The organism is Mesorhizobium sp. M0140, assembly GCF_040322475.1.
Taxonomy (GTDB): Bacteria; Pseudomonadota; Alphaproteobacteria; order Rhizobiales; family Rhizobiaceae; genus Mesorhizobium.
Genome location: NZ_JAMYTM010000018.1, coordinates 48,664 through 68,276, shown reverse-complemented (window position 1 = coordinate 68,276; position 19,613 = coordinate 48,664). Strand labels below are relative to the sequence as shown.

17 protein-coding genes are annotated in these 19,613 nt (G+C 62.9%); 13 read left to right on the top strand and 4 right to left on the bottom strand.

The genetic code is table 11. The features are described from left to right. The first annotated feature begins 122 nt into the window (after positions 1-122). From NKJ37_RS18920 to NKJ37_RS18905, 4 genes are all read left to right on the top strand, one after another. Positions 123-785 (top strand): haloacid dehalogenase type II, encoded by a 663-nt coding sequence (locus NKJ37_RS18920; protein ID WP_023812779.1) that lies wholly within the window; start codon positions 123-125, stop codon positions 783-785. Between the two features lie 171 nt (positions 786-956). Beyond that, positions 957-1,781 carry a L,D-transpeptidase gene (locus tag NKJ37_RS18915; protein WP_352609874.1) on the top strand — a complete coding sequence of 275 codons (825 nt, stop codon included), beginning with the start codon at positions 957-959 and terminating at the stop codon, positions 1,779-1,781. Between the two features lie 121 nt (positions 1,782-1,902). Next, positions 1,903-2,985, top strand: coding sequence for an alpha/beta fold hydrolase (locus NKJ37_RS18910; protein ID WP_352441365.1), 1,083 nt, complete (start codon positions 1,903-1,905; stop codon positions 2,983-2,985). A 158-nt stretch (positions 2,986-3,143) separates the two neighbouring features. Beyond that, complete coding sequence (locus NKJ37_RS18905) at positions 3,144-4,193, top strand: class I SAM-dependent methyltransferase (protein WP_352609876.1); 1,050 nt, start codon at positions 3,144-3,146, stop codon at positions 4,191-4,193. Between the two features lie 142 nt (positions 4,194-4,335). Here the strand turns inward: NKJ37_RS18905 and NKJ37_RS18900 are convergent, their stop codons facing one another. Next, complete coding sequence (locus tag NKJ37_RS18900; RefSeq protein WP_352774660.1) at positions 4,336-5,883, bottom strand: helicase HerA-like C-terminal domain-containing protein; 1,548 nt, start codon at positions 5,881-5,883, stop codon at positions 4,336-4,338. A 347-nt stretch (positions 5,884-6,230) separates the two neighbouring features. On the opposite strand from NKJ37_RS18900, the gene NKJ37_RS18895 reads away from it, so the two are divergent. The 4 genes from NKJ37_RS18895 to NKJ37_RS18880 all read left to right on the top strand — a co-directional run bounded on the left by NKJ37_RS18895 (position 6,231) and on the right by NKJ37_RS18880 (position 10,471). Then, positions 6,231-7,673: a methylmalonyl-CoA mutase subunit beta gene (locus NKJ37_RS18895; RefSeq protein ID WP_352774658.1), complete on the top strand. Its 1,443-nt coding sequence runs from the start codon at positions 6,231-6,233 to the stop codon at positions 7,671-7,673. Beyond that, a complete protein-coding gene (gene scpA / locus NKJ37_RS18890; protein ID WP_352441312.1) occupies positions 7,670-9,787 on the top strand; it encodes a methylmalonyl-CoA mutase in 2,118 nt (705 codons plus the stop codon). Before NKJ37_RS18895 ends, scpA begins: the two co-directional genes overlap by 4 nt. 70 nt (positions 9,788-9,857) lie before the next feature. Further along, a complete protein-coding gene (locus NKJ37_RS18885) occupies positions 9,858-10,088 on the top strand; it encodes an AbrB/MazE/SpoVT family DNA-binding domain-containing protein (RefSeq protein WP_023760503.1) in 231 nt (76 codons plus the stop codon). Then, a complete protein-coding gene (locus NKJ37_RS18880) occupies positions 10,085-10,471 on the top strand; it encodes a type II toxin-antitoxin system death-on-curing family toxin (protein WP_352441313.1) in 387 nt (128 codons plus the stop codon). Before NKJ37_RS18885 ends, NKJ37_RS18880 begins: the two co-directional genes overlap by 4 nt. Here NKJ37_RS18880 and greA read toward each other — a convergent pair. Further along, complete coding sequence (gene greA / locus NKJ37_RS18875; RefSeq protein ID WP_352441314.1) at positions 10,468-10,941, bottom strand: transcription elongation factor GreA; 474 nt, start codon at positions 10,939-10,941, stop codon at positions 10,468-10,470. The two genes, NKJ37_RS18880 and greA, sit on opposite strands and share 4 nt — an antisense overlap. Positions 10,942-11,062: 121 nt before the next feature. Here greA and NKJ37_RS18870 point away from each other — a divergent pair, with 121 nt between their 5' ends. After that, entirely contained in the window at positions 11,063-12,439 is a 1,377-nt protein-coding gene (locus NKJ37_RS18870) for a TIGR03808 family TAT-translocated repetitive protein (RefSeq protein ID WP_352774656.1), read from the top strand. On the opposite strand, the gene NKJ37_RS18865 is transcribed toward NKJ37_RS18870, so the two are convergent. After that, entirely contained in the window at positions 12,432-13,436 is a 1,005-nt protein-coding gene (locus tag NKJ37_RS18865; RefSeq protein ID WP_352441316.1) for an asparaginase, read from the bottom strand. The genes NKJ37_RS18870 and NKJ37_RS18865 overlap by 8 nt on opposite strands. Positions 13,437-13,461: 25 nt before the next feature. Continuing rightward, complete coding sequence (locus NKJ37_RS18860) at positions 13,462-14,628, bottom strand: acetyl-CoA acetyltransferase (protein WP_352774654.1); 1,167 nt, start codon at positions 14,626-14,628, stop codon at positions 13,462-13,464. Positions 14,629-14,828: 200 nt separating this feature from the next. Here NKJ37_RS18860 and betI point away from each other — a divergent pair, with 200 nt between their 5' ends. From betI to betA, 4 genes are read left to right on the top strand one after another with little or no spacing between them, the layout of a single operon-like run. After that, entirely contained in the window at positions 14,829-15,425 is a 597-nt protein-coding gene (gene betI / locus NKJ37_RS18855) for a choline-binding transcriptional repressor BetI (protein ID WP_352441317.1), read from the top strand. Beyond that, complete coding sequence (betC, locus tag NKJ37_RS18850; RefSeq protein WP_352441318.1) at positions 15,415-16,941, top strand: choline-sulfatase; 1,527 nt, start codon at positions 15,415-15,417, stop codon at positions 16,939-16,941. The genes betI and betC overlap by 11 nt, the downstream gene beginning before the upstream one ends. Then, a complete protein-coding gene (locus tag NKJ37_RS18845) occupies positions 16,941-17,942 on the top strand; it encodes a threonine/serine dehydratase family protein (RefSeq protein WP_352441319.1) in 1,002 nt (333 codons plus the stop codon). The genes betC and NKJ37_RS18845 overlap by 1 nt, the downstream gene beginning before the upstream one ends. After that, the gene (betA, locus tag NKJ37_RS18840) at positions 17,935-19,587 is read left to right on the top strand and encodes a choline dehydrogenase (protein WP_352441320.1); all 1,653 of its coding nucleotides are present in this window, start codon (positions 17,935-17,937) and stop codon (positions 19,585-19,587) included. The genes NKJ37_RS18845 and betA overlap by 8 nt, the downstream gene beginning before the upstream one ends. Positions 19,588-19,613: the final 26 nt, after the last annotated feature.

Genomic DNA, 19,613 nt, shown 5'->3' with positions numbered 1-19,613 from the left:
CCATTGGAAGATGCTTTGGCGGGCGCCGTCAACCGGCATCATGGAGTTTTGTTGAGGCCAGTGCCGGGGCGCAATGCAATCAAAGCTTGCACCTTGTCGCACCTGCCCTCAAAACTGTTGTCATGCAATACGCCGCCTATGTCTTCGACGCCTATGGCACGCTGTTCGACGTGCATGCCGCCGTGCGCCGTCATGCAGACCGGATCGGGCCGGACGGCCAATTGTTGTCCGAGATCTGGCGCGCCAAGCAGCTCGAATATTCCTGGGTGCGCACGCTGATGGGCGCCTATGCCGATTTCTGGCAACTGACCGAACAGGCGCTCGATTTCGCCTTGCGCAAGGTTCCCTCGGCCGACCCCGGTCTCAAGGCGATATTGCTGGATGCCTACTGGCGGCTGGATTGCTATCCGGAAGTGCCGGCCGTGCTCAAGGCGCTCAAGGCTTCGGGAGCGAGGCTGGCGATTCTGTCAAACGGTTCGCCCGAAATGCTGCAGGCAGCGGTCAAATCCGCCGCGCTCGACCAGGTTCTGGATGACATCTATTCCGTCGACAGGGTGCGGCGCTTCAAGACCGATCCGGCTGTCTACGATATGGTCGCCACCGGCTGGCGCCTCTACCCCGGCGCGGTTTCCTTCCAGTCCTCCAACCGCTGGGACATTGCAGGCGCCACCAAATTCGGCTTTCGCACGGTGTGGATCAACCGTTCCAACCAGCCCGAAGAATACCAGGATTTCCCACCGGCCCTTATACTGCCGTCGCTCGAAGCCCTTGTGCCCGGCAGCTAGGAGACCTGTGTCTCTGGCGCCACAGTAGCGGCTCGGTCACAGCTTCGCCTTTGTTTGCCCACGTTCGGGCCAGAATCGGAACCGCCTATCGCCCCAGGTGTTGTCAGGCACCCTGCGGAACTGTCGGCGAATTCACGCTTTGTTGCGATTTGAGACTTAAAGAAGGCAACCATGTCCATAACCGAAATCGAATCTTTTCGCCTGAGCCGTCGCGGCTTTCTCAACGCCGCAGCCCTGGGCGCCGCTTCGATCGCGGTTTCCGCATGCGCCACTACCGGGCCGGGCCCGGTCGAGCCGCCGCCGCCAGCCTATGTCGAACCGACCCTGACCGATTATGTGACGATGTACGCGGCAGTCAGCGACGGCGGCTTCGATTTGCCGGCCATCCCCATCGACAAGATCGATCCGCAGTTCCTGCGTCAGATCGTTCCCGACCCGACGGGACAGAAGCCGGGAACAATAGTCGTCGATACCACCGGCCACTTCCTTTATCTGGTTCGTCCAGGCGGTCAGGCGATACGCTACGGCGTCGGCCTTGGCCGCGCCGGCTTCGAATGGTCCGGCGACGCCGTCGTTCAGTGGAAGCAGAAATGGCCAAAGTGGACGCCGCCGGACGAAATGATAGCCCGCCAGCCGGAATTGAAGCCCTACAGCGCCGACAATGGCGGCATGCCCGGCGGCCTCAAGAACCCGCTCGGCGCACGCGCGCTCTATCTGTTCCAGGGCAATGTCGACACGCTCTATCGTCTGCACGGCTCGCCTGAATGGCGGTCGATCGGCAAGTCGGTATCGTCAGGCTGCGTGCGTCTGATGAACCAGGACATTATCGACCTCTATGATCGCGTGCCCTCGAAGACGCCGGTCGTCGTGACCAGCGACGCCAGCCAACCCATGGTTGCGACGGCCAACCGACAGGCGATCCCGATCGACGCCGGCGTGCCGGACGGTTCGGTGCTACTTGGACCGGTCAAGGCGATTACCAATTCGATCTTCTGAGCAGGCGAAGGGGCGGCGGTTACGACGCTCCTTCACCGGATTGTCTCTCTGAAACGGAACCGATTCTGCATCGGCGGAGACCGGTCTGTCGCGTGGCGGCCCACTGCGATATTCTGTGGTGATGAAACTCAGCCAGAGCATACGGTTCTGCACGTCCGAGGACGGTACCCGCATCGCTGTCGCATCATGCGGGGAAGGCAAGGTGATCGTTCGGGCGGCGCACTGGCTGAGCCATGTCGATTATGATCTCGAAAGCCCGGTTTGGCGGCCATGGCTCCAGGCCCTTTCGGCCCACAACCAGTTTGTGCGCTACGATCCACGCGGTTGCGGTCTGTCGGATCGCCATGTCGCCGACCTCTCGATCGAAGCGTGGCACGCAGACCTGGACGCCGTGACGGCGACCATCGAGCAGCCAAGTTTCGTTCTGCTCGGTCTTTCGCAAGGCGGCGCTCTCAGCATCGCCTATGCGCTGCGGCATCCTGAGCGGGTGTCGCATCTGGTGCTGCTGAATGCCTACGGCCAGGGTGCGAGAGTTCGAGCGCAGACCGAGGCCGAGCGGTTGGAAGCCGAAACACTCGTCAATTTCGTGCGCATTGGCTGGGGACGCGAAAATCCTGCGTTCTGCCAGTTCTTCACCAACCTTTTCATTCCCAACGGGACACAAGAACAGCACCGCTGGTGGGGCGATCTTGAGCGCGTGACGGCAAGCGCCGACGTAGCCGCCCGCCTGCTCTGGCAGATGCAGGGGATCGACGTCCTCGACCTCGCGGTGAAACTCCGCGTCCCGACGTTGATCGCGCACAGCCGCGGGGACATGCGCGTGCCGTTCGATGAAGGCTGCAAGCTTGCCGCAGCGATCCCTGGAGCGCGCTTCCTGCCGCTTGAAAGCAAGAATCATGTTCTCCTGCCGACCGAGCCAGCCTGGAAGGTGTTCCAGGATGAACTCGATGCCTTCCTCGGACATGAGCGGCCCAGGCAGCCGCGCGCAATCCGAGAGGCCGGCCTGACACCTGCCGAGGCGGCGCTTCTGGATCTGGTCAAACAGGGGCTGGACAACCGCGCGATCGCGCAGCGCTTGAGCAAGAGCGTGAAGACCGTGCGCAATCAACTGTCGATGATTTTCAGCAAGCTCGGCGTCCACAGCCGATCGCAGGCAATCGTGATGACGCTGTCCGACAGAGAGCGAGCGCCCCAGCCCGATTGAGTTCCTCGCAGACCACAAATAAGGGACTTCTGTCCCTATTTGCATTCGCTTTCACTTCCCCCACGGGACTGCTGCATCATGCCCATCATCAGAGGGGGTCTCATCCTCGGAATCGGCGGAGCGACAAGCCGTCGTCCGAAGATCAGGAGGAACCCGACATGACGCAACTCAATGAAACCAGGCTCAATGAATTGGTAGGCCGCGTTTTGGGCGACCTTGGTGGTGCGGTCAGCGTGCCGTTGGTTCGGATCGGAGATGCGCTGGGTCTTTACAAAACGCTCAAGGAAATCGGCCCTGCGAAGGCCGACGAACTTGCCGATGCTGCAGGATGCGCGCGTCGCTACGTTCGCGAATGGCTGTCGGCGCAGGCGGCGTCCGGCTACGTGCACTATGAACATGGACGGTTTTCGTTGACGCCCGAGCAGTCATTCGTATTTGCCGAACCCGACAGCCCGGTCCATCTGATTGGCGGGTTCGATACCGCGGCTGCTATGGTCGAGAACCAGCCAAAAGTGGAATCGGCTTTCAAGACCGGGCGAGGCGTTGCCTGGGGCGATCAGGCAGGGTGTCTGTTCTGCGCCGTGTCACGTCTGTTTCGGCCGGGTTATGTCAATGCCCTGGTGAAGGACTGGCTACCGGCGCTTGACGGAGTCGTCGCCACGTTGAAGGCAGGGGCATCGGTGGCCGACGTTGGATGTGGGCACGGTCTGTCGACGATCCTGATGGCGCAGGCGTTCCCCGCCTCCCGCTTCATAGGTTACGACTTCCATCCGGCCTCGATTGCCGCCGCGACCGCGCATGCCCGGTCGTATGGACTGACGAACCTGAATTTCGAGGTCGGCCGGGCCCAGGATTTTGGCGGGCGCGACTTCGATCTGATCACCTGCTTCGACTGCCTGCACGATATGGGCGACCCAAAGGCCGCGGCGGTGCATATTCGCAAATCGCTAAAAGAGGGCGGCACCTGGATGATCGTCGAACCCATGGCGGGAGATACTCTGGAGGAAAATATCAATCCGGTCGGACGGCTGTACTACTCGGCCTCGACGATGATCTGCGTTCCCACATCACTGGCACAGGAGACGGGCCTCGCGCTCGGAGCTCAAGCAGGAGAGAACCGGCTGACGGACGTGATCCGGTCAGGTGGGTTCTCTCGTGTCCGGCGGGCTGCCCAGACCCCACTCAACATGGTGCTCGAAGCGACCTGACGCAGAAAAGGTCGGTTCGGGCCCTCCTCGAACCGGCCAACGTCTTTCCGCCAAAACCGGCTGTCCCAATGCCGCCTATCCGATGCGGCTCCAAGCCACGGGCATTTCGCCAAAGCGGATGCCCCTGCCTCAGATCCGAAGCTCACCGCCCTCTGGAAAGACTGCCCAATATCCCGCGCACGATTGCCCGGCCGACCGACGAGCCGACGGAGCGCACCACGGACTTGATCGCCGCCTCGGCCACGGTCTGGCGGCTGGACGGGCGCGGTGCAGATGTGCGCCTGCCACCGGATCGCGGCGCGGGATCGTCATTGCCGAAGCCCGGAATGGTCCAGCGCGAGCCGCCGCTGCCGGCCTGCTGGGCCTGCTCTTCGGCATCCTGCGCGTCCTTGGCCTTTTTTTGCAGCATTTCGAAAGCCGACTCGCGATTAACGGCCTGATCGTACTGGCCGGCGACCGGGCTTTCCTGGATCAGCTTTTGCCGCTCAGCGGCAGTTATGGGTCCAAGCCGCGAGGATGGCGGGCGGATAAGCGTCCGCTGCACCATGGACGGAACACCCTTGGCCTCAAGCGTCGAGACCAGCGCTTCGCCTGTGGCAAGCTGAGTAATGGCGGTCATGCAGTCAAAATCGGGATTTGGCCGGAACGTCTCGGCTGCCGTCCGGACTGCCTGCTGCTCACGCGGCGTATAGGCGCGCAGCGCGTGCTGGACGCGATTGCCGAGCTGGGCCAGAACCTTTTCAGGGATATCCAAAGGGTTCTGCGTGACGAAATAGACGCCGACGCCTTTCGAGCGGATCAGTCGGACCACTTGTTCGACGCGATCGATCAGCACCTTGGGTGCTTCGTCGAACAGAAGATGCGCCTCGTCGAAAAAGAACACCAGCTTCGGCTTGTCGGGGTCGCCGACTTCCGGCAGCACCTCGAACAGTTCCGACATCAGCCATAGCAGGAAGGTCGCGTAGAGCCGCGGATTCATCATCAGCTTGTCGGCGGCAAGCACGCTGATGGCCCCGCGTCCGTCGCGGGTGGTGCGCATGATATCGGCGATACGCAGTGCCGGTTCGCCGAAGAAGTTCGCCGCGCCCTGCTGCTCCAGGACGAGCAGCGTGCGCTGGATCGCCCCGACCGATGGCTTCGTCACGTTGCCGTAGCGTGAGCCGATCTCGTCGGCACGCTCGGCGATGTTGGCCAAGAGCGCCTGCAGGTCCTTCATGTCGAGCAGCAGCAGGCCTTCCTCGTCAGCCAGGCGGAAGGCGATGTTCATGATGCCTTCCTGCGCCTCGGTCAGGTTCATCAGGCGCGATAGCAACAACGGCCCCATTTCCGAGACCGTGGCGCGGATCGGATGACCCTGTTCGCCGAACAAGTCCCAGAAGATGACGGGGAATTCCTGGAAGTCATAAGGATCGAGCTTGACCTGTTCGGCCCGCTTGACGAGGAAATCCTGTGCCGTGCCCATCATCGCGATGCCCGACAGATCCCCCTTGATGTCGGCGCAGAACACAGGCACGCCGGCGTTGGAAAATCCTTCGGCCAGGATCTGCAAGGTGACTGTCTTGCCGGTACCGGTGGCGCCCGTCACCAGGCCATGACGATTCCCATATTGCAGCAACAGCTGCTCGGCACGCTGATAGCTGTCGTCGGGCTTGCGGCTGGCGCCGATGAAAATACTGCTGTCGTCAGCCATATGCACGGTCTCCGCAAACTGATGTGTCTAAAGCCAGTGGCCTTGCCGCAGGTATAGTGAGGCCATTGGACAGCGACAATGCCATTCGTCCAAATCGGGGCCATTCGTCCAAATCGGGGCCATTCGTCCAAATCCGGGCCATTCGTCCAAATCACCCCATTCTTTCAAATCGGGTTTTTGGAGCTTGCGGATTTTGCCGCTGTTTGGCAATCGTCGTCCTCGCGGACTGACCTATATCTGATGGATCGAATCCGGTCTCTGGAAGCGCATTGCATTGCGATATCGGACCGGGGACCGTAGACTGGACCGCTCCCGGCCGGTGCGGCCGCATGAAACGAGGAGGACGGATGGGCGCCGGAGCCTTGATCCAGGACGTGGAACCCGAAAACATCGAGCGCCAGCGATGGCTCGCCTTGGCGGAAAAGGCTTTGGCAGGCGCTTCCTTCGAGGAAAGGCTGGTCTCGCACAGCGACGACAACATCCGTATCGAACCGCTCTACGACCGCAGCACCGCGGCGGAACCGATCGTGCGCGCAAACCCGAAATCGCCATGGATCGTCAGCCAGCGAATCGACGATCCCGACACCAACCGCGCCAGAAGCCAAGCGCTGGAGGATGTGGCACAGGGTGCCACGGGATTGTCGCTGGTCTTCGAGGGGGCGCCGAACGCGTTCGGATACGGCTTGCCGAGAACGGCGGAGGCGTTGGAGGCGGTGCTGGACGGCATACCGCTCAACCGCATCCAGGTTCGCATCGACGCCCATCCCTGGAGCCGCGCCGTGGCCGACTGGCTGGTCGCTTTCCTGAGCAAGCGGCGGTCGGACCCGGCAAAGCTCAACCTCTCCTTCGGCATCGATCCAGCGGCGATCTTCGCGGGAACCGGTCGGCTGCGCATGTCGATCGAGGCGCTGCAGGCCTCCATGCCGCAGTCGCTGGCGCATTTCTTCGCGATGGGCGTTCCGGGCGTGCTGCTGGAAGCTGACGGGCGCGTGTTCCACAATGCCGGCGCCACGGAAGCGCAGGAGCTTGGCATCATGCTGGCTTCGGCTGTCTCCTACCTCAGAATGTTCGAGACGGCGCGGCAGCCGCTTGTCTATGCCGCACCTCATATCGGTTTTGCACTCAGCGTCGACCAGGACCAGTTGCTGTCGATAGCCAAGATGCGGGCGCTGCGCAGGCTCTGGGCGCGGGTGCAGGAGGCTTGTTCGATCCCGACATCCACGGCCAGTATCCATGCCGAGAACTCGTTTCGCATGATGACGGCGATGGACCCGGAGACCAACATCCTGCGCACCACCATTGCATGCTTTGCTGCGGCGTGCGGCGGCGCCGATTCGATCTCCATCCTGCCGCACACGATCGCGCATGGTCTGCCGGCGGGTTTTGCACGTCGTGTTGCCCGCAACACGCAGCTGATCATGGCCAATGAAAGCCATATCGATCATGTCGCCGATCCCGCCTATGGTTCCGGCGCTGTCGAGGCGCTGACCATGGAATTGTGCGAGCTGGCCTGGGCGGAATTGCAGACGATCGAAGCCGAGGGCGGTGTCCTGTCCAGCCTTCAGGACGGACACATCCAGAAGCGCGTCCACGCAGCGGCGGAGCAGCGCAATGCAGCCTACCGCACAGGTGAACGGGCCATCATCGGCACCACGCTCTATCCATCAAAAGACGAACGCCCGGTCGAGACGCTGGCGGCGGAACGGCGACCGGCCTTCACCGAAGGCGTTGCCGTCTGCGAGCCGCTGTTTCCAGTCCGCATCGACCAATCGATCGGAGCCGGCTCTTGATCCCGGACTTCGGCCAGATCGGCTGGATCCCCCCACGCCGCACGCCTGTCGAGGTCAAAGGCCAGCGGACCACGCCGGAAGGGCTCATTGCCAAGCATCTGTACAATCAAAGCGATCTCAAGGGGCTGCCGCATCTCGACACCTATCCCGGCCTGCCGCCCTTCGTGCGCGGCCCCTACCCGACCATGTATGTCCAGCAGCCCTGGACGATCCGGCAATATGCCGGTTTCTCGACGGCCGAAGATTCCAACGCTTTTTACCGACGCAACCTTGCCGCCGGCCAGAAAGGGCTGTCGGTCGCCTTCGATCTCGCCACGCATCGCGGCTATGACAGCGATCATCCGCGCGTTGCCGGCGATGTCGGCATGGCGGGCGTCGCCATCGATTCCATCCTCGACATGCGGCAGCTCTTCGACGGCATTCCGCTCGACGAGATGACGGTATCGATGACGATGAACGGCGCGGTGCTGCCGATCATGGCGCTTTACATCGTCGCTGCGGAAGAACAAGGCGTTGCGCAGAAGGATCTCGCCGGGACCATTCAGAACGACATTTTGAAGGAATTCATGGTCCGCAACACCTACATCTATCCGCCGAAACCTTCGATGCGGATCGTGTCGGACATCTTCTCATACACATCGAAGAACATGCCGAAGTTCAATTCGATATCGATCTCCGGCTATCACATGCAGGAGGCCGGCGCGACGGCCGACCTTGAGCTCGCCTACACGATCGCCGATGGCATCGAGTATGCCCGCGCCGGCGTCGCGGCGGGCCTCGACATCGACCGCTTTGCGCCTCGCCTGTCCTTCTTCTGGGCCATCGGCATGAATTTCTTCATGGAAGTCGCCAAGCTGCGGGCTGCGCGCCTGTTGTGGGCGACCCTGATGCAGAAGAATTTTTCGCCCAAGGACGAGCGCTCGCTGTCGCTGCGCACCCATTGCCAGACTTCTGGCTGGTCGCTGACGGCGCAGGATCCCTACAACAACATCATCCGCACCATGATCGAGGCGATGGCTGCAACGCAGGGCCATACCCAGTCGCTGCACACCAATTCCTTCGACGAGGCGATGGCGCTGCCGACCGACCATTCGGCGCGGATCGCCCGCAACACGCAGCTCATCCTGCAAAAGGAATCCGGCACCACGCGCATCATCGACCCGTGGGGCGGTTCGGCCTATCTCGAACGGCTGACGCATGATCTGGCGGCGCGCGCCCTTGCCCATATCGAGGAGGTCGAGGCGCTCGGCGGCATGGCCGCGGCGACCGAACAGGGCATACCCAAGCTGCGCATCGAGGAAGCCGCCGCACGCACGCAGGCGCGCATCGATTCCGGCGAGCAGATGCTGGTCGGCGTCAATGCCCATCGGCCCGAGACCGACATCGAGGTCGACGTGCTGAAGATCGACAATGCCGAAGTCAGGGCGCGGCAATTGTCGAAGCTGCAACGGCTGAAGGGCACGCGCGACGTCGCCGCCGTCGAAAGCGCGCTCGATGCGCTGACCCGCGCTGCGCAGGGCAACGAAAACCTGCTGGAGTTCGCCATCCTAGCCGCGCGCGCCAATGCCACGGTCGGTGAGATTTCATTCGCGTTGGAAAGAGCCTTTGGGCGCCACGTCGCCACGGTGCAGACCATTTCGGGGGTCTATCGCAAGGCGCTTGGCGATCATCCCGTGGTCGAGGGTCTGCAGGACAAGCTTGACGCCTTCGAGAAGAAGACCGGCGGCAAGCCGCGCATCCTGGTCGCCAAGATGGGTCAGGACGGCCACGACCGTGGCCAGAAGGTCATCGCCACGGCCTTCGCCGATCTCGGCTTCGACGTCACCGTCGGCGCGATGTTCCAGACACCCGATGAGATCGCCAGGCTGGCGGTCGCACAGGACGTCCACATCGTCGGCGCCTCGTCGCTGGCGGCGGGACATCTGACGCTGATCCCCGAACTGCGCGACGCGCTGAAAAAGCTCGGCCGCGGCGACATGCTGATCGTCGCCGGCGGCGTCATCCCGCCGCAGGACTACGACGCGGTGCGGCAGGCGGGAGCTGCCGAGATCTTCCCGCCGGGCACGGTCATACCGGAAGCAGCGGATCGCCTGCTGGACCGGCTGCTGGCCTAGACTTGTTATAATATCTGTTGCAACTTCTCGCCGGTCGAGTTATAATCTGCGTTGCAACAGGATATCTGTCATGAACACGACCATTCGCAAGATCGGCAATTCCGAGGGTGTGATCCTGCCCAAGGAGTTGCTCGATCGTCTGAACATGAAGGCAGGCGACAGCATCGTCATCGTTCAGGAAGGTGAAGAGCTTCGTTTGCGTCGCACCGAAGACAGCGCCGAGGAATTCGAGCGTAAGATGAAGATCGCACGCGAGCGGATGAAAAAGTACGAGGTTGCCTACCGTGCGCTCGCGAAATGACCGAGCATCATTTGAGGGAGTTCGTGGAGTCGCTTCACGCTGAGCAGTTGCGCCTGCACGGCGGGGCGGCAGGCATACGTGATGAAGGCATGCTGGAGTCGGCGCTCTCCCGTCCACAGCAGCGAGAGATTTATGGCGATCCGGATCTTTGCGAACTGGCGGCGGCATACCTGTTCGGCATCGCCAAAAATCATCCGTTCGTTGACGGCAACAAACGTACTGCCTTTGCAGCGGCCGATCTGTTTCTTTATTTCAACGGATTGAGCGTCGAGGCCGACCAGCAGGACGTCATTCAACTGGTCTTGATGGTCGCTGCTGGCGAGATCGATGAAACTGGAGCCGCGGCTTTCTTCCGCGACCATGTCGTCAAGCTCGAGGATTAGCTCTCGGACAGCTTGACGATTTCCCATTCCTTGCCGTTGACGCTGGCCAAGTCGCCGACCTTCTTGCCGAACAGGGCCATGGCCATCGGCGAAACATGCGAAATGCTACCCTTGGCCGGATCGGCTTCGTCCTCGCCGACAATTTTCCAGTGCACCTTCCTGCCGTCGTCGCCTTCGATCGTGACGCCCATGCCGAAGCGCACCACGTCGCTGCCCGGCTCCGGTGCGGAGAGTTCGGCGCTTTCACGCCGGGCGGTCCAATAGCGCAGGTCGCGCGACACGACCGCGATGCGCTCGCGGTCGGCTTTGCGCTCGGCCTTCGCCAGTATGTCGCGCAGATCGGCAAGATTCTCGTCGATCATCGCCAGGCCGCGTTCCGTCACCAGATTGCGATGGTGGCTGACTGGCCGTTCACCTACACCGGCAATGGCATTTTCGCTGTCTTCCTCGCGGGTGAAAGCTCTGCTCATTTCCTGAACTTAGGCCCGCAGAGGCTGCTCGACAAGCCATTGTCGCGCGCTCGGCAGGAGAGACAGAACGGCTGGCACGATTCCTGCGATAAGCAGGCTTGAACGCTGGGATTCTGTGCCGATGTTGAACAGACGAACGCTGCTGACCGGGACCGCCGGCTTTGCCGTCATGGGGCTTGCGCTTGGCAAGGCGGTGGCCGCAAACCTGACTGGCATCGAGAAAGCCTCGATCCGCGGCTCGATCAATGCCACCGACCTCGGCGTGCAGCCCGGCACATCAGACGATCAGAGCAAGGCCTTCGCCAAACTCCTGCGTGACGCAAACAGCCGCGACATGCCGATATTCCTGCCGCCCGGCACCTATGTCGTCTCCAATCTTTCGCTGCCCGGCCGCGTGCGTCTTTCCGGCGTGCCGGGCGCGACGCGCATCGTTTACGGCGGTGACGGCCACCTGTTCATGGCCGAACAGGCCGACCATATCGAACTTAGCGGTCTGGTCTTCGATGGTTCGAACCGCACGATGGGCGATTACACGCAAGGGCTGCTCGATCTGCGCCGTATCGCGCACCTCGCCATCGACAATTGCCAGATCACCGGCAGCGGCAAGAACGGACTGGCGCTGGAACATGCGGCGGGCGGGGTCGAGCGCAGCGAGATATCGGGTGCCGCCGATGCCGGCATTTACTCGGTCGAGGCTGGCGGGCTGTCTATCACGGGCAACACCGTCTCCGATTGCGCCAATGGCGGCATCCTCGTGCACCGCTGGCAGGCGGCGGAAGACGGCACCATGGTCACCGGCAACCGCGTCCAACGGATCCAGGCACGCGGCGGCGGAACCGGGCAGAACGGCAACGGCATCAATGCCTTTCGCGCCGGCAATGTCGTCATCTCGGGCAACATCGTCTCGGACTGCGCCTTCTCGGCGATCCGGGCCAACAGCGCCAGCAACCTGCAGATATCGGGCAACACCTGCTCGCGCTCGGGCGAAACGGCGGTCTATTCCGAATTCTCGTTCGAAGGCGCCATCATCAGCAACAACATCGTCGACGGTGCCGCCAACGGCATCTCGATCGTCAATTTCAACGAAGGCGGCCGCATGGGCGTCTGCTCGGGCAACATTGTGCGCAATCTGTCGACCAGCGGCCCCTACCCCGCCGACTCGCCAGGGTTTGGCGTTGGCATCGGCGTCGAAGCCGACACAACCGTTTCCAACAACGTCATCGAGAACACGCCGCTCTATGGCATGCAGATCGGCTGGGGCCCGTACCTGCGCAATATCGTCGCCACCGGCAACATCATTCGCAAGGCCGGAACCGGGATCGTCGTATCCGTGGTCGAGGGCGCCGGTACGGCCATCATTTCAGACAATGTCATCGACGGTGCGCTGAACGGCGCCATTGTCGGCCAGCGCTGGGCCGAACCGGCGACTGGCGATCTCACGTCATCGGACAATACCGGCTATGCGCATCTGACCGTCGAGCGCAATCACGTCAGTTGAGGGCTGCTGTCGGCCTCAGCGCCCCGACCTTGGCACCGTTGCGGTTTTCGATGGGCGTGTTTGCCAATTCGCTCAGCTTGAACGCCAAGGCCTCGTCGGCGCGCAACAGTTTGGCAAGGACGGCGGCAGCCATGGCTTCACCGGCGCGGCCGGCGCCATCGTCGCATTTGAGCGCGATGCCGAGACCGAGCTCCGGAATTGCGGCACAATGGACGCCCTCGGCGCCGCCTTTGGTGAAAATCCGCCCTGGTGCGGCCTGCATCAGCGCGACGTCTTCGCGGCCGCTGCCGGCAACCAAGAAGGGCTCGGCCATGCAGGCGGAAAGCAGCCGCTTTGCAGCCTTGGCTCGCTCTGGGCCAAAACCTGATGTCGTGGCCATGCGGGCAAAGCCGAGCGCGAAGCTCCTGAGCGGCACCGCATAGGTTGGGATCGAACAGCCATCGATGGCCCGCTGGTCCTCACCATGGACAGCGCCCGTGACCGACTGCATGGCATCGCGCACCATCTCCTGCAGGCCGTGTCCCGGCTTGACATAGCCGCGATGTGCAATGCCGGCGTGGACGCAGGTGCAGAGGAAGCCGGAATGCTTGCCGGAACAATTGTTGTGCAATGCGTTCGGCGAGCCGCCGCCGCGGGCGAGTGCAATCTCAGCATCATGATTGGACGGCCAATGCGTGCCGCATTCGAGAGCCGAACCGTCCAGCCCGGCCTTGGCCAGCATGGATCGCGCCAGTTCGACATGGGCCGGCTCGCCCGAATGGGACGCACAGGCAAGCGCCAGTTCGCGGTTGCCGAAACCATAGGCATCGGCCGCCCCGCTTTCGACCAGCGGCAATGCCTGGATCGCCTTGACCGCCGAGCGCGGAAACACCGGCTTGGCCGTGTCGCCGATCTCCCAGACAGGCTTGCCGTCGCCATCGAAGACCGCGACTGAGCCGCGATGCGCGCTCTCGACGACCGCGCCGCGCAACACTTCGATCAGAACCGGATTTGTCATGAACCCTCCCGTAAATGCGGGCGGTTTATCTGATCCGGTCGAGAATGGAAACGTAGTTGGCCACCGCCGCACCCCCCATGTTGAAGATGCCGCCAAGTTTTGCGCCCGGCACCTGGATGCCGCCGGCCTCGCCGACAAGCTGCATGGCGGTCAAGACATGCATGGACACGCCCGTGGCGCCGATCGGATGGCCCTTGGCCTTCAGCCCGCCGGATGGATTGACCGGCAGGCGACCATCCCTAGCCGTTGTGCCGTCCAGCGCCAGCTTGGCCCCCTCTCCCGGCTTGGCAAGGCCCATCGCCTCATATTCAATCAGTTCGGCAATGGTGAAGCAGTCATGCGTTTCGACGAAGGAGAGATCGTCGAGCGTCACGCCGGCGTTCTTGAGCGCCCGGGTCCAGGCCTGTTCGCAGCCTTCGAAGGTCAGGATGTCGCGCTTCGACATCGGCAGGAAATCCTGCACATGCTCGTTGGCGCGGAAGGCAACGGCACGGCGCATCTTCAGTGCCGTCGCGGTGTCGGCGAGGATAAGGGCGGCAGCGCCATCGGAGACCAGCGAGCAATCGGTGCGCTTCAGCGGGCCGGCAACGAACGGGTTCTTCTCGCTCTCCTGGCGGCAGAACTCATAGCCGAAATCCTTGCGCATCTGCGCATAGGGATTATCGACGCCGTTCTTGTGGTTCTTGGCGGCAATCATGGCCAGCGCATCCGACTGGTCGCCGTAGCGCTGAAAATAGGCCTGCGCGATCTTGCCGAAGACGCCAGCGAAACCCGCCGGTGTCTCGCCGTCCTCGGGCAGATAGGACGCCTTGAGCAGGTTTTTGCCGATCTCCGGCCCCGGCGTTGTCGTCATCTGCTCCGCGCCGACCACCAGCACGATGCGAGCGGCATTCGCGTCGATGGCACGGATGCCCTGGCGGACCGCCGCCGATCCGGTGGCGCAAGCGTTCTCGACGCGCGTCGCCGGCTTGAAGCGCAGCCGGTCGTCGGCCTGCAGCACCAGGCTGGCGGTAAAATCCTGTGCCGAAAAGCCGGCATTGAAGTGGCCGAGCACGATCTCGTCGACCTCGTCGGGACCGATGCCGGCATGGTCGAGCGCGTCCGTAGCGACCTTGACGATGAGGTTCTCGAGCGTTTCGCCCTCGAGCTTGCCGAAGCGCGAATGCGCCCAGCCAGCGATGCATGCGGTCATGGCGGTCTCCATCCTTGGCGCCAGCCTAGCATGTGGGCCACGGCGCATTTCGCCTCTATTGTTCAAATATAAACAATCCTGCTCGCCTCGTGAAGGGCTGGGAGCAGACAATCGCTTGGTACAGGCGACGCCAGTGCTGATTTTTTTGTTGATTGACCCGTCAATAAAAAATAATCCTACTCGAAAGGGATCATTGCAAGATGCCGAAAATCGGAATGGAACCGCTGCGCCGCAAGGCGCTTATCGACGCGACGATCTCGGCGATCGGCGAGCGCGGCTCGCTCGACGTGACCATGTCCGAAATCGCCGGGCGCGCAGGGGTTTCGTCGGCCCTTGCCCATCACTATTTCGGCGCCAAGGACGAGCTGCTGCTGGCAACGATGCGCCACATCCTGGCCGAACTGACCGCCGACACGTTGCGCGCCCTTGGTTCGGCCAATACCGCGCGCGAGCGCGTCTCGGCGGTGGTCGCCGTCAACTTCTCCGACATCCAGTTCCAGCCGGAAACCATCGCCGCCTGGCTCGCCTTCTATGTCGAGGCGCAGAAATCATCGGCGTTGCGCCGACTGCTCAGGGTCTATGCGCGGCGACTGCATTCGAACCTGATGAGCGGGCTTGTCGGCATCTTGCCCAGAGCCGAAGCCGACCGCGCCGCCGAAGCGACAGCGGCGATGATCGACGGGCTCTACATCAGGCGGGCGCTGAAAGACGGCGTGCCCGATGCCGCGACCGCGATCGCGCTGGTCGAGGACTATCTCGAAACAAAACTCGGCGAGCGGCGCAAAAGTGACAATTAAGCGAAATTTTCTGATCGTCATGGTCGACCAGCTCAACGGAACCCTGTTTCCGGACGGCCCGGCGGAGTTTCTGCACACACCGCATCTGAAAGCGTTGGCCGCGCGTTCGGCGCGCTTTGCCAACAACTACACGGCCTCGCCGCTCTGCGCGCCAGGGCGTGCTTCGTTCATGAGCGGACAGTTGCCGTCGCGCACCGGCGTCTATGACAATGCGGCCGAATTCGCCTCATCGATCCCCACCTTTGCCCATCATCTGCGCGCCGCCGGCTACTACACCTGCCTGTCGGGCAAAATGCATTTCGTCGGGCCGGACCAGTTGCACGGTTTCGAGGAGCGGCTGACGACCGACATCTACCCTGCCGATTTCGGCTGGACGCCGGACTACCGCAAGCCCGGCGAGCGTATCGACTGGTGGTATCACAATCTGGGCTCGGTGACCGGCGCCGGCGTTGCCGAGATCACCAACCAGATGGAGTATGACGACGAGGTCGTGTTCCTGGCCACACAGAAGCTCTATCAGCTTTCGCGCGAACAGGACGATGCGAGCCATCGGCCCTGGTGCCTCACCGTCTCGCTGTCGCACCCGCACGATCCCTATGTCGCGCGCAAGCAATATTGGGATCTCTATGAGTATTGCCAGGCGCTGGATCCGGAAACCGGGTTCATCGCGCATGACGAGCAGGATGCGCATTCGCAGCGGCTGTACCACGCCAGCGACTATCCTTCTTTCGAGATCACGCCGGAACAGGTGCGTCGTTCGCGGCAGGGCTATTTCGCCAACATCTCCTATGTCGACGACAAGCTGGGCGAGATCCTGGATGTTCTCGAGCGCACCCGCATGGCCGACGACACAATCATCCTGTTCTGCTCGGACCACGGCGACATGCTCGGCGAGCGCGGCCTGTGGTTCAAGATGAGCTTCTTCGAGGGCTCGGCGCGGGTGCCGCTGATGATTGCGGGCAAGGGTGTGCCGGCCGGGCTGATCGAAACGCCGGTTTCCAATCTCGACGTGGCACCGACGCTTTGCGACCTCGCCGGCATCGACATCGCCGCGATCGCGCCGTGGACCGACGGCCAGTCGCTGCTGCCGCTCACCGAGGGCATTGAGCGCACCGCGCCGGTGTTGATGGAGTATGCCGCCGAAGGGTCCAACGCGCCTTTGGTGGCGATCCGCGACGGCAGATACAAATTCGTCCATTGCGAACTCGATCCGCCGCAACTGTTCGATCTCGAAGCCGATCCGCTCGAACGGGACAATCTGGCCGACGACGCGGCCAATGCGGACCTAGTGGCGGTATTCATGGACAAGGTCCAGGCGCGCTGGGACATGGCCGGCTTCGACGCCGCTGTCCGCGAAAGCCAGGCGCGCCGCTGGGTCGTCTATCCGGCGCTGCGCAACGGCGCCTATTACCCCTGGGATTTCCAGCCGCTGCAAAAAGCGTCCGAGCGTTACATGCGCAATCACATGAACCTAGACAATCTCGAAGAGAGCAAAAGGTATCCGCGAGGCGAATGATGTCAGACCTTCTCGTCCCCTCCCTCGACCATCTCAAGCAGGCCTATGCCGTCACATCCCGGGCGACGCAGATCACGCCGCTGCTGGAATCGACGGCACTGGCCCGCGAGACGGGTGCGGCCCGCGTCTTCATCAAGCCGGAATCGCTGCAATGGGCCGGCTCGTTCAAGGTGCGCGGTGCCTATTGGCGGCTGAAGCAGCTTTCAGCTGACGAAGCGAAGAAGGGCGTCGTCGCCTACTCCTCCGGCAATTTCGCGCAAGGGCTGGCGGCCGCCGGCCAAGCGCTTGCCATTCCGGTCACCATCGTCATGCCGATCGACGCACCGGCCGCCAAGCGCGACGCCACGGCAGGCTATGGCGCTCGTGTCGTGCTGACCGACCACGGCGAGCGCGCACGTGAGGAAGTCGCGGCCGCCAAGGCACGCGAGATCGCCGAGACCGAGGGGCTGGCGCTGCTGCATCCATTCGACGATCCGGAGATCGTCGCCGGCCAGGCGGGCGCCGGCCTCGAAGCGCTCGACCAACTCGAAGCCAAAGGTGCCAGCGCTGATCTTTTGTTCTGCTCGGTCGGCGGCGGCGGACTGATCGGCGGCGTTTCGCTTGCCTTCCACTATCTGTCGCCCGCCACTGAGATCATCGGCGTCGAACCGGAAGGTTTCAACGGCATGGGCTCGTCGCTGGCGCATGGCGCCATCGAGACGATGCCAATCGGGCCGAAATCGATCTGCGACGGACTGATGTCGCGACGGCCAGGCGACGCGCCGTTTGCCGCGGTCAAGACCGCGGGTGTTCGCGGCATCACCGTCGACGACGCGTCTGTCCGCCGGGCGATGCGGATCGCGTTCGAGCGCATGAAGCTGGTGCTCGAACCGTCCGGCGCCGCCTCGCTGGCGGCACTGCTCGGCGGCGAGGTGGATGTGGCGGGCAAAACCGTCCTGGTTGTGGCTACCGGCGGCAATGTCTCGCTCGCCGATTTTATGGCGCATATGAACCATGCTTGAAGCGGATTTCGTCATCATCGGCTCCGGCTCGGCCGGCTCGGCCATGGCCTACCGCCTGTCGGAGGACGGCAAGCATTCGGTCATCGTCATCGAATTCGGCGGGACCGATATCGGGCCGCTGATCCAGATGCCGTCGGCACTGTCGATCCCGCTCAACATGAGCCTCTACGACTGGGGCTTTGCCAGCGAGCCGGAGCCGCATCTCGGCGGCCGCGTGCTGGCGACGCCGCGCGGCAAGGTCATCGGCGGCTCGTCTTCGATCAACGGCATGGTCTATGTGCGCGGCCATGCCCGCGACTTCGACCATTGGGCCGAAGAGGGTGCGGCCGGCTGGAGCTTCGCCGACGTGCTCCCCTATTTCAAGCGCATGGAGGACTCGGATGGCGGCGAGGATGGCTGGCGGGGTCACGGCGGTCCGCTGCATGTGCAGCGCGGCTCGCGCCGCAATCCGCTCTACGGCGCCTTCGTCGAGGCCGGACGCCAGGCCGGGTTCGAGCTGACCGACGACTACAATGGTTCCAAGCAGGAAGGGTTTGGGCCGATGGAGCAGACCATCAGCGGCGGCCGCCGCTGGTCGGCGGCATCAGCCTATCTGAAGCCGGCGCTGAAGCGCAAAAATGTGAGTCTGGTCAAGGGCTTTGCGCGGCGGGTGATCATCGAGAATCAACGCGCCATCGGCGTCGAGATCGAAGCTCACAAAAAGATTCAGGTCGTTAAGGCGCGACGTGAGGTGATCGTCGCCGCCTCGTCGATCAATTCGCCCAAGATCCTGATGCTGTCCGGCATCGGCCCGGCCGAGCATTTGCGCGAAAACGGCATTGCCGTGGTGGCCGACAGACCCGGCGTCGGCCGCAACCTGCAGGACCATATGGAGCTCTACATCCAGCAGGAATCATTGCTGCCGATCACGCTCAATTCGGTGCTGAATCCGTTCTCGAAAGCGCTCATCGGCGCGCAGTGGCTGTTCCTCAAGACCGGGCTTGGCGCCACCAACCATTTCGAAGCGGCGGCCTTCGTGCGCTCGCGCGCCGGCGTCGACTACCCCGATATCCAGTACCATTTCATCCCTGCGGCTGTCCGTTATGACGGCAAGGCGGCGGCCAAGTCGCACGGCTTCCAGGCGCATGTCGGGCCGATGCGCTCGAAGTCGCGCGGCTCTGTGACGCTGCGCTCGCCGGACCCGAAATCGAAGCCGGTGATCCACTTCAACTACATGTCGCATCCCGACGACTGGGCGGAGTTCCGCCACTGCATCCGGCTGACGCGCGAGATCTTCGGCCAGTCGGCGTTCGACCCCTATCGGGGCAAGGAAATATCGCCTGGCAGCCACGTGCAGTCGGACGACGATCTCGACATCTTCATCAGGGATCACGCAGAGAGCGCCTACCATCCTTGCGGCACCTGCAAGATGGGCCGCGCCGACGACATGATGAGTGTCGTCGATCCGGAGTGCCGGGTCATCGGCGTCGAAGGATTGCGGGTCGCCGATTCCTCGATCTTCCCGCGCGTCACCAACGGCAATCTCAATGCACCCTCGATCATGACCGGCGAAAAGGCTTCCGACCACATCCTTGGCCGCACGCCGCTGGCGCCGTCCAACCAGGAACCATGGATCAATCCGCGCTGGCAGGTCGCGGATCGATAGGGCATTGTCGAACGGACTTGGTAGCG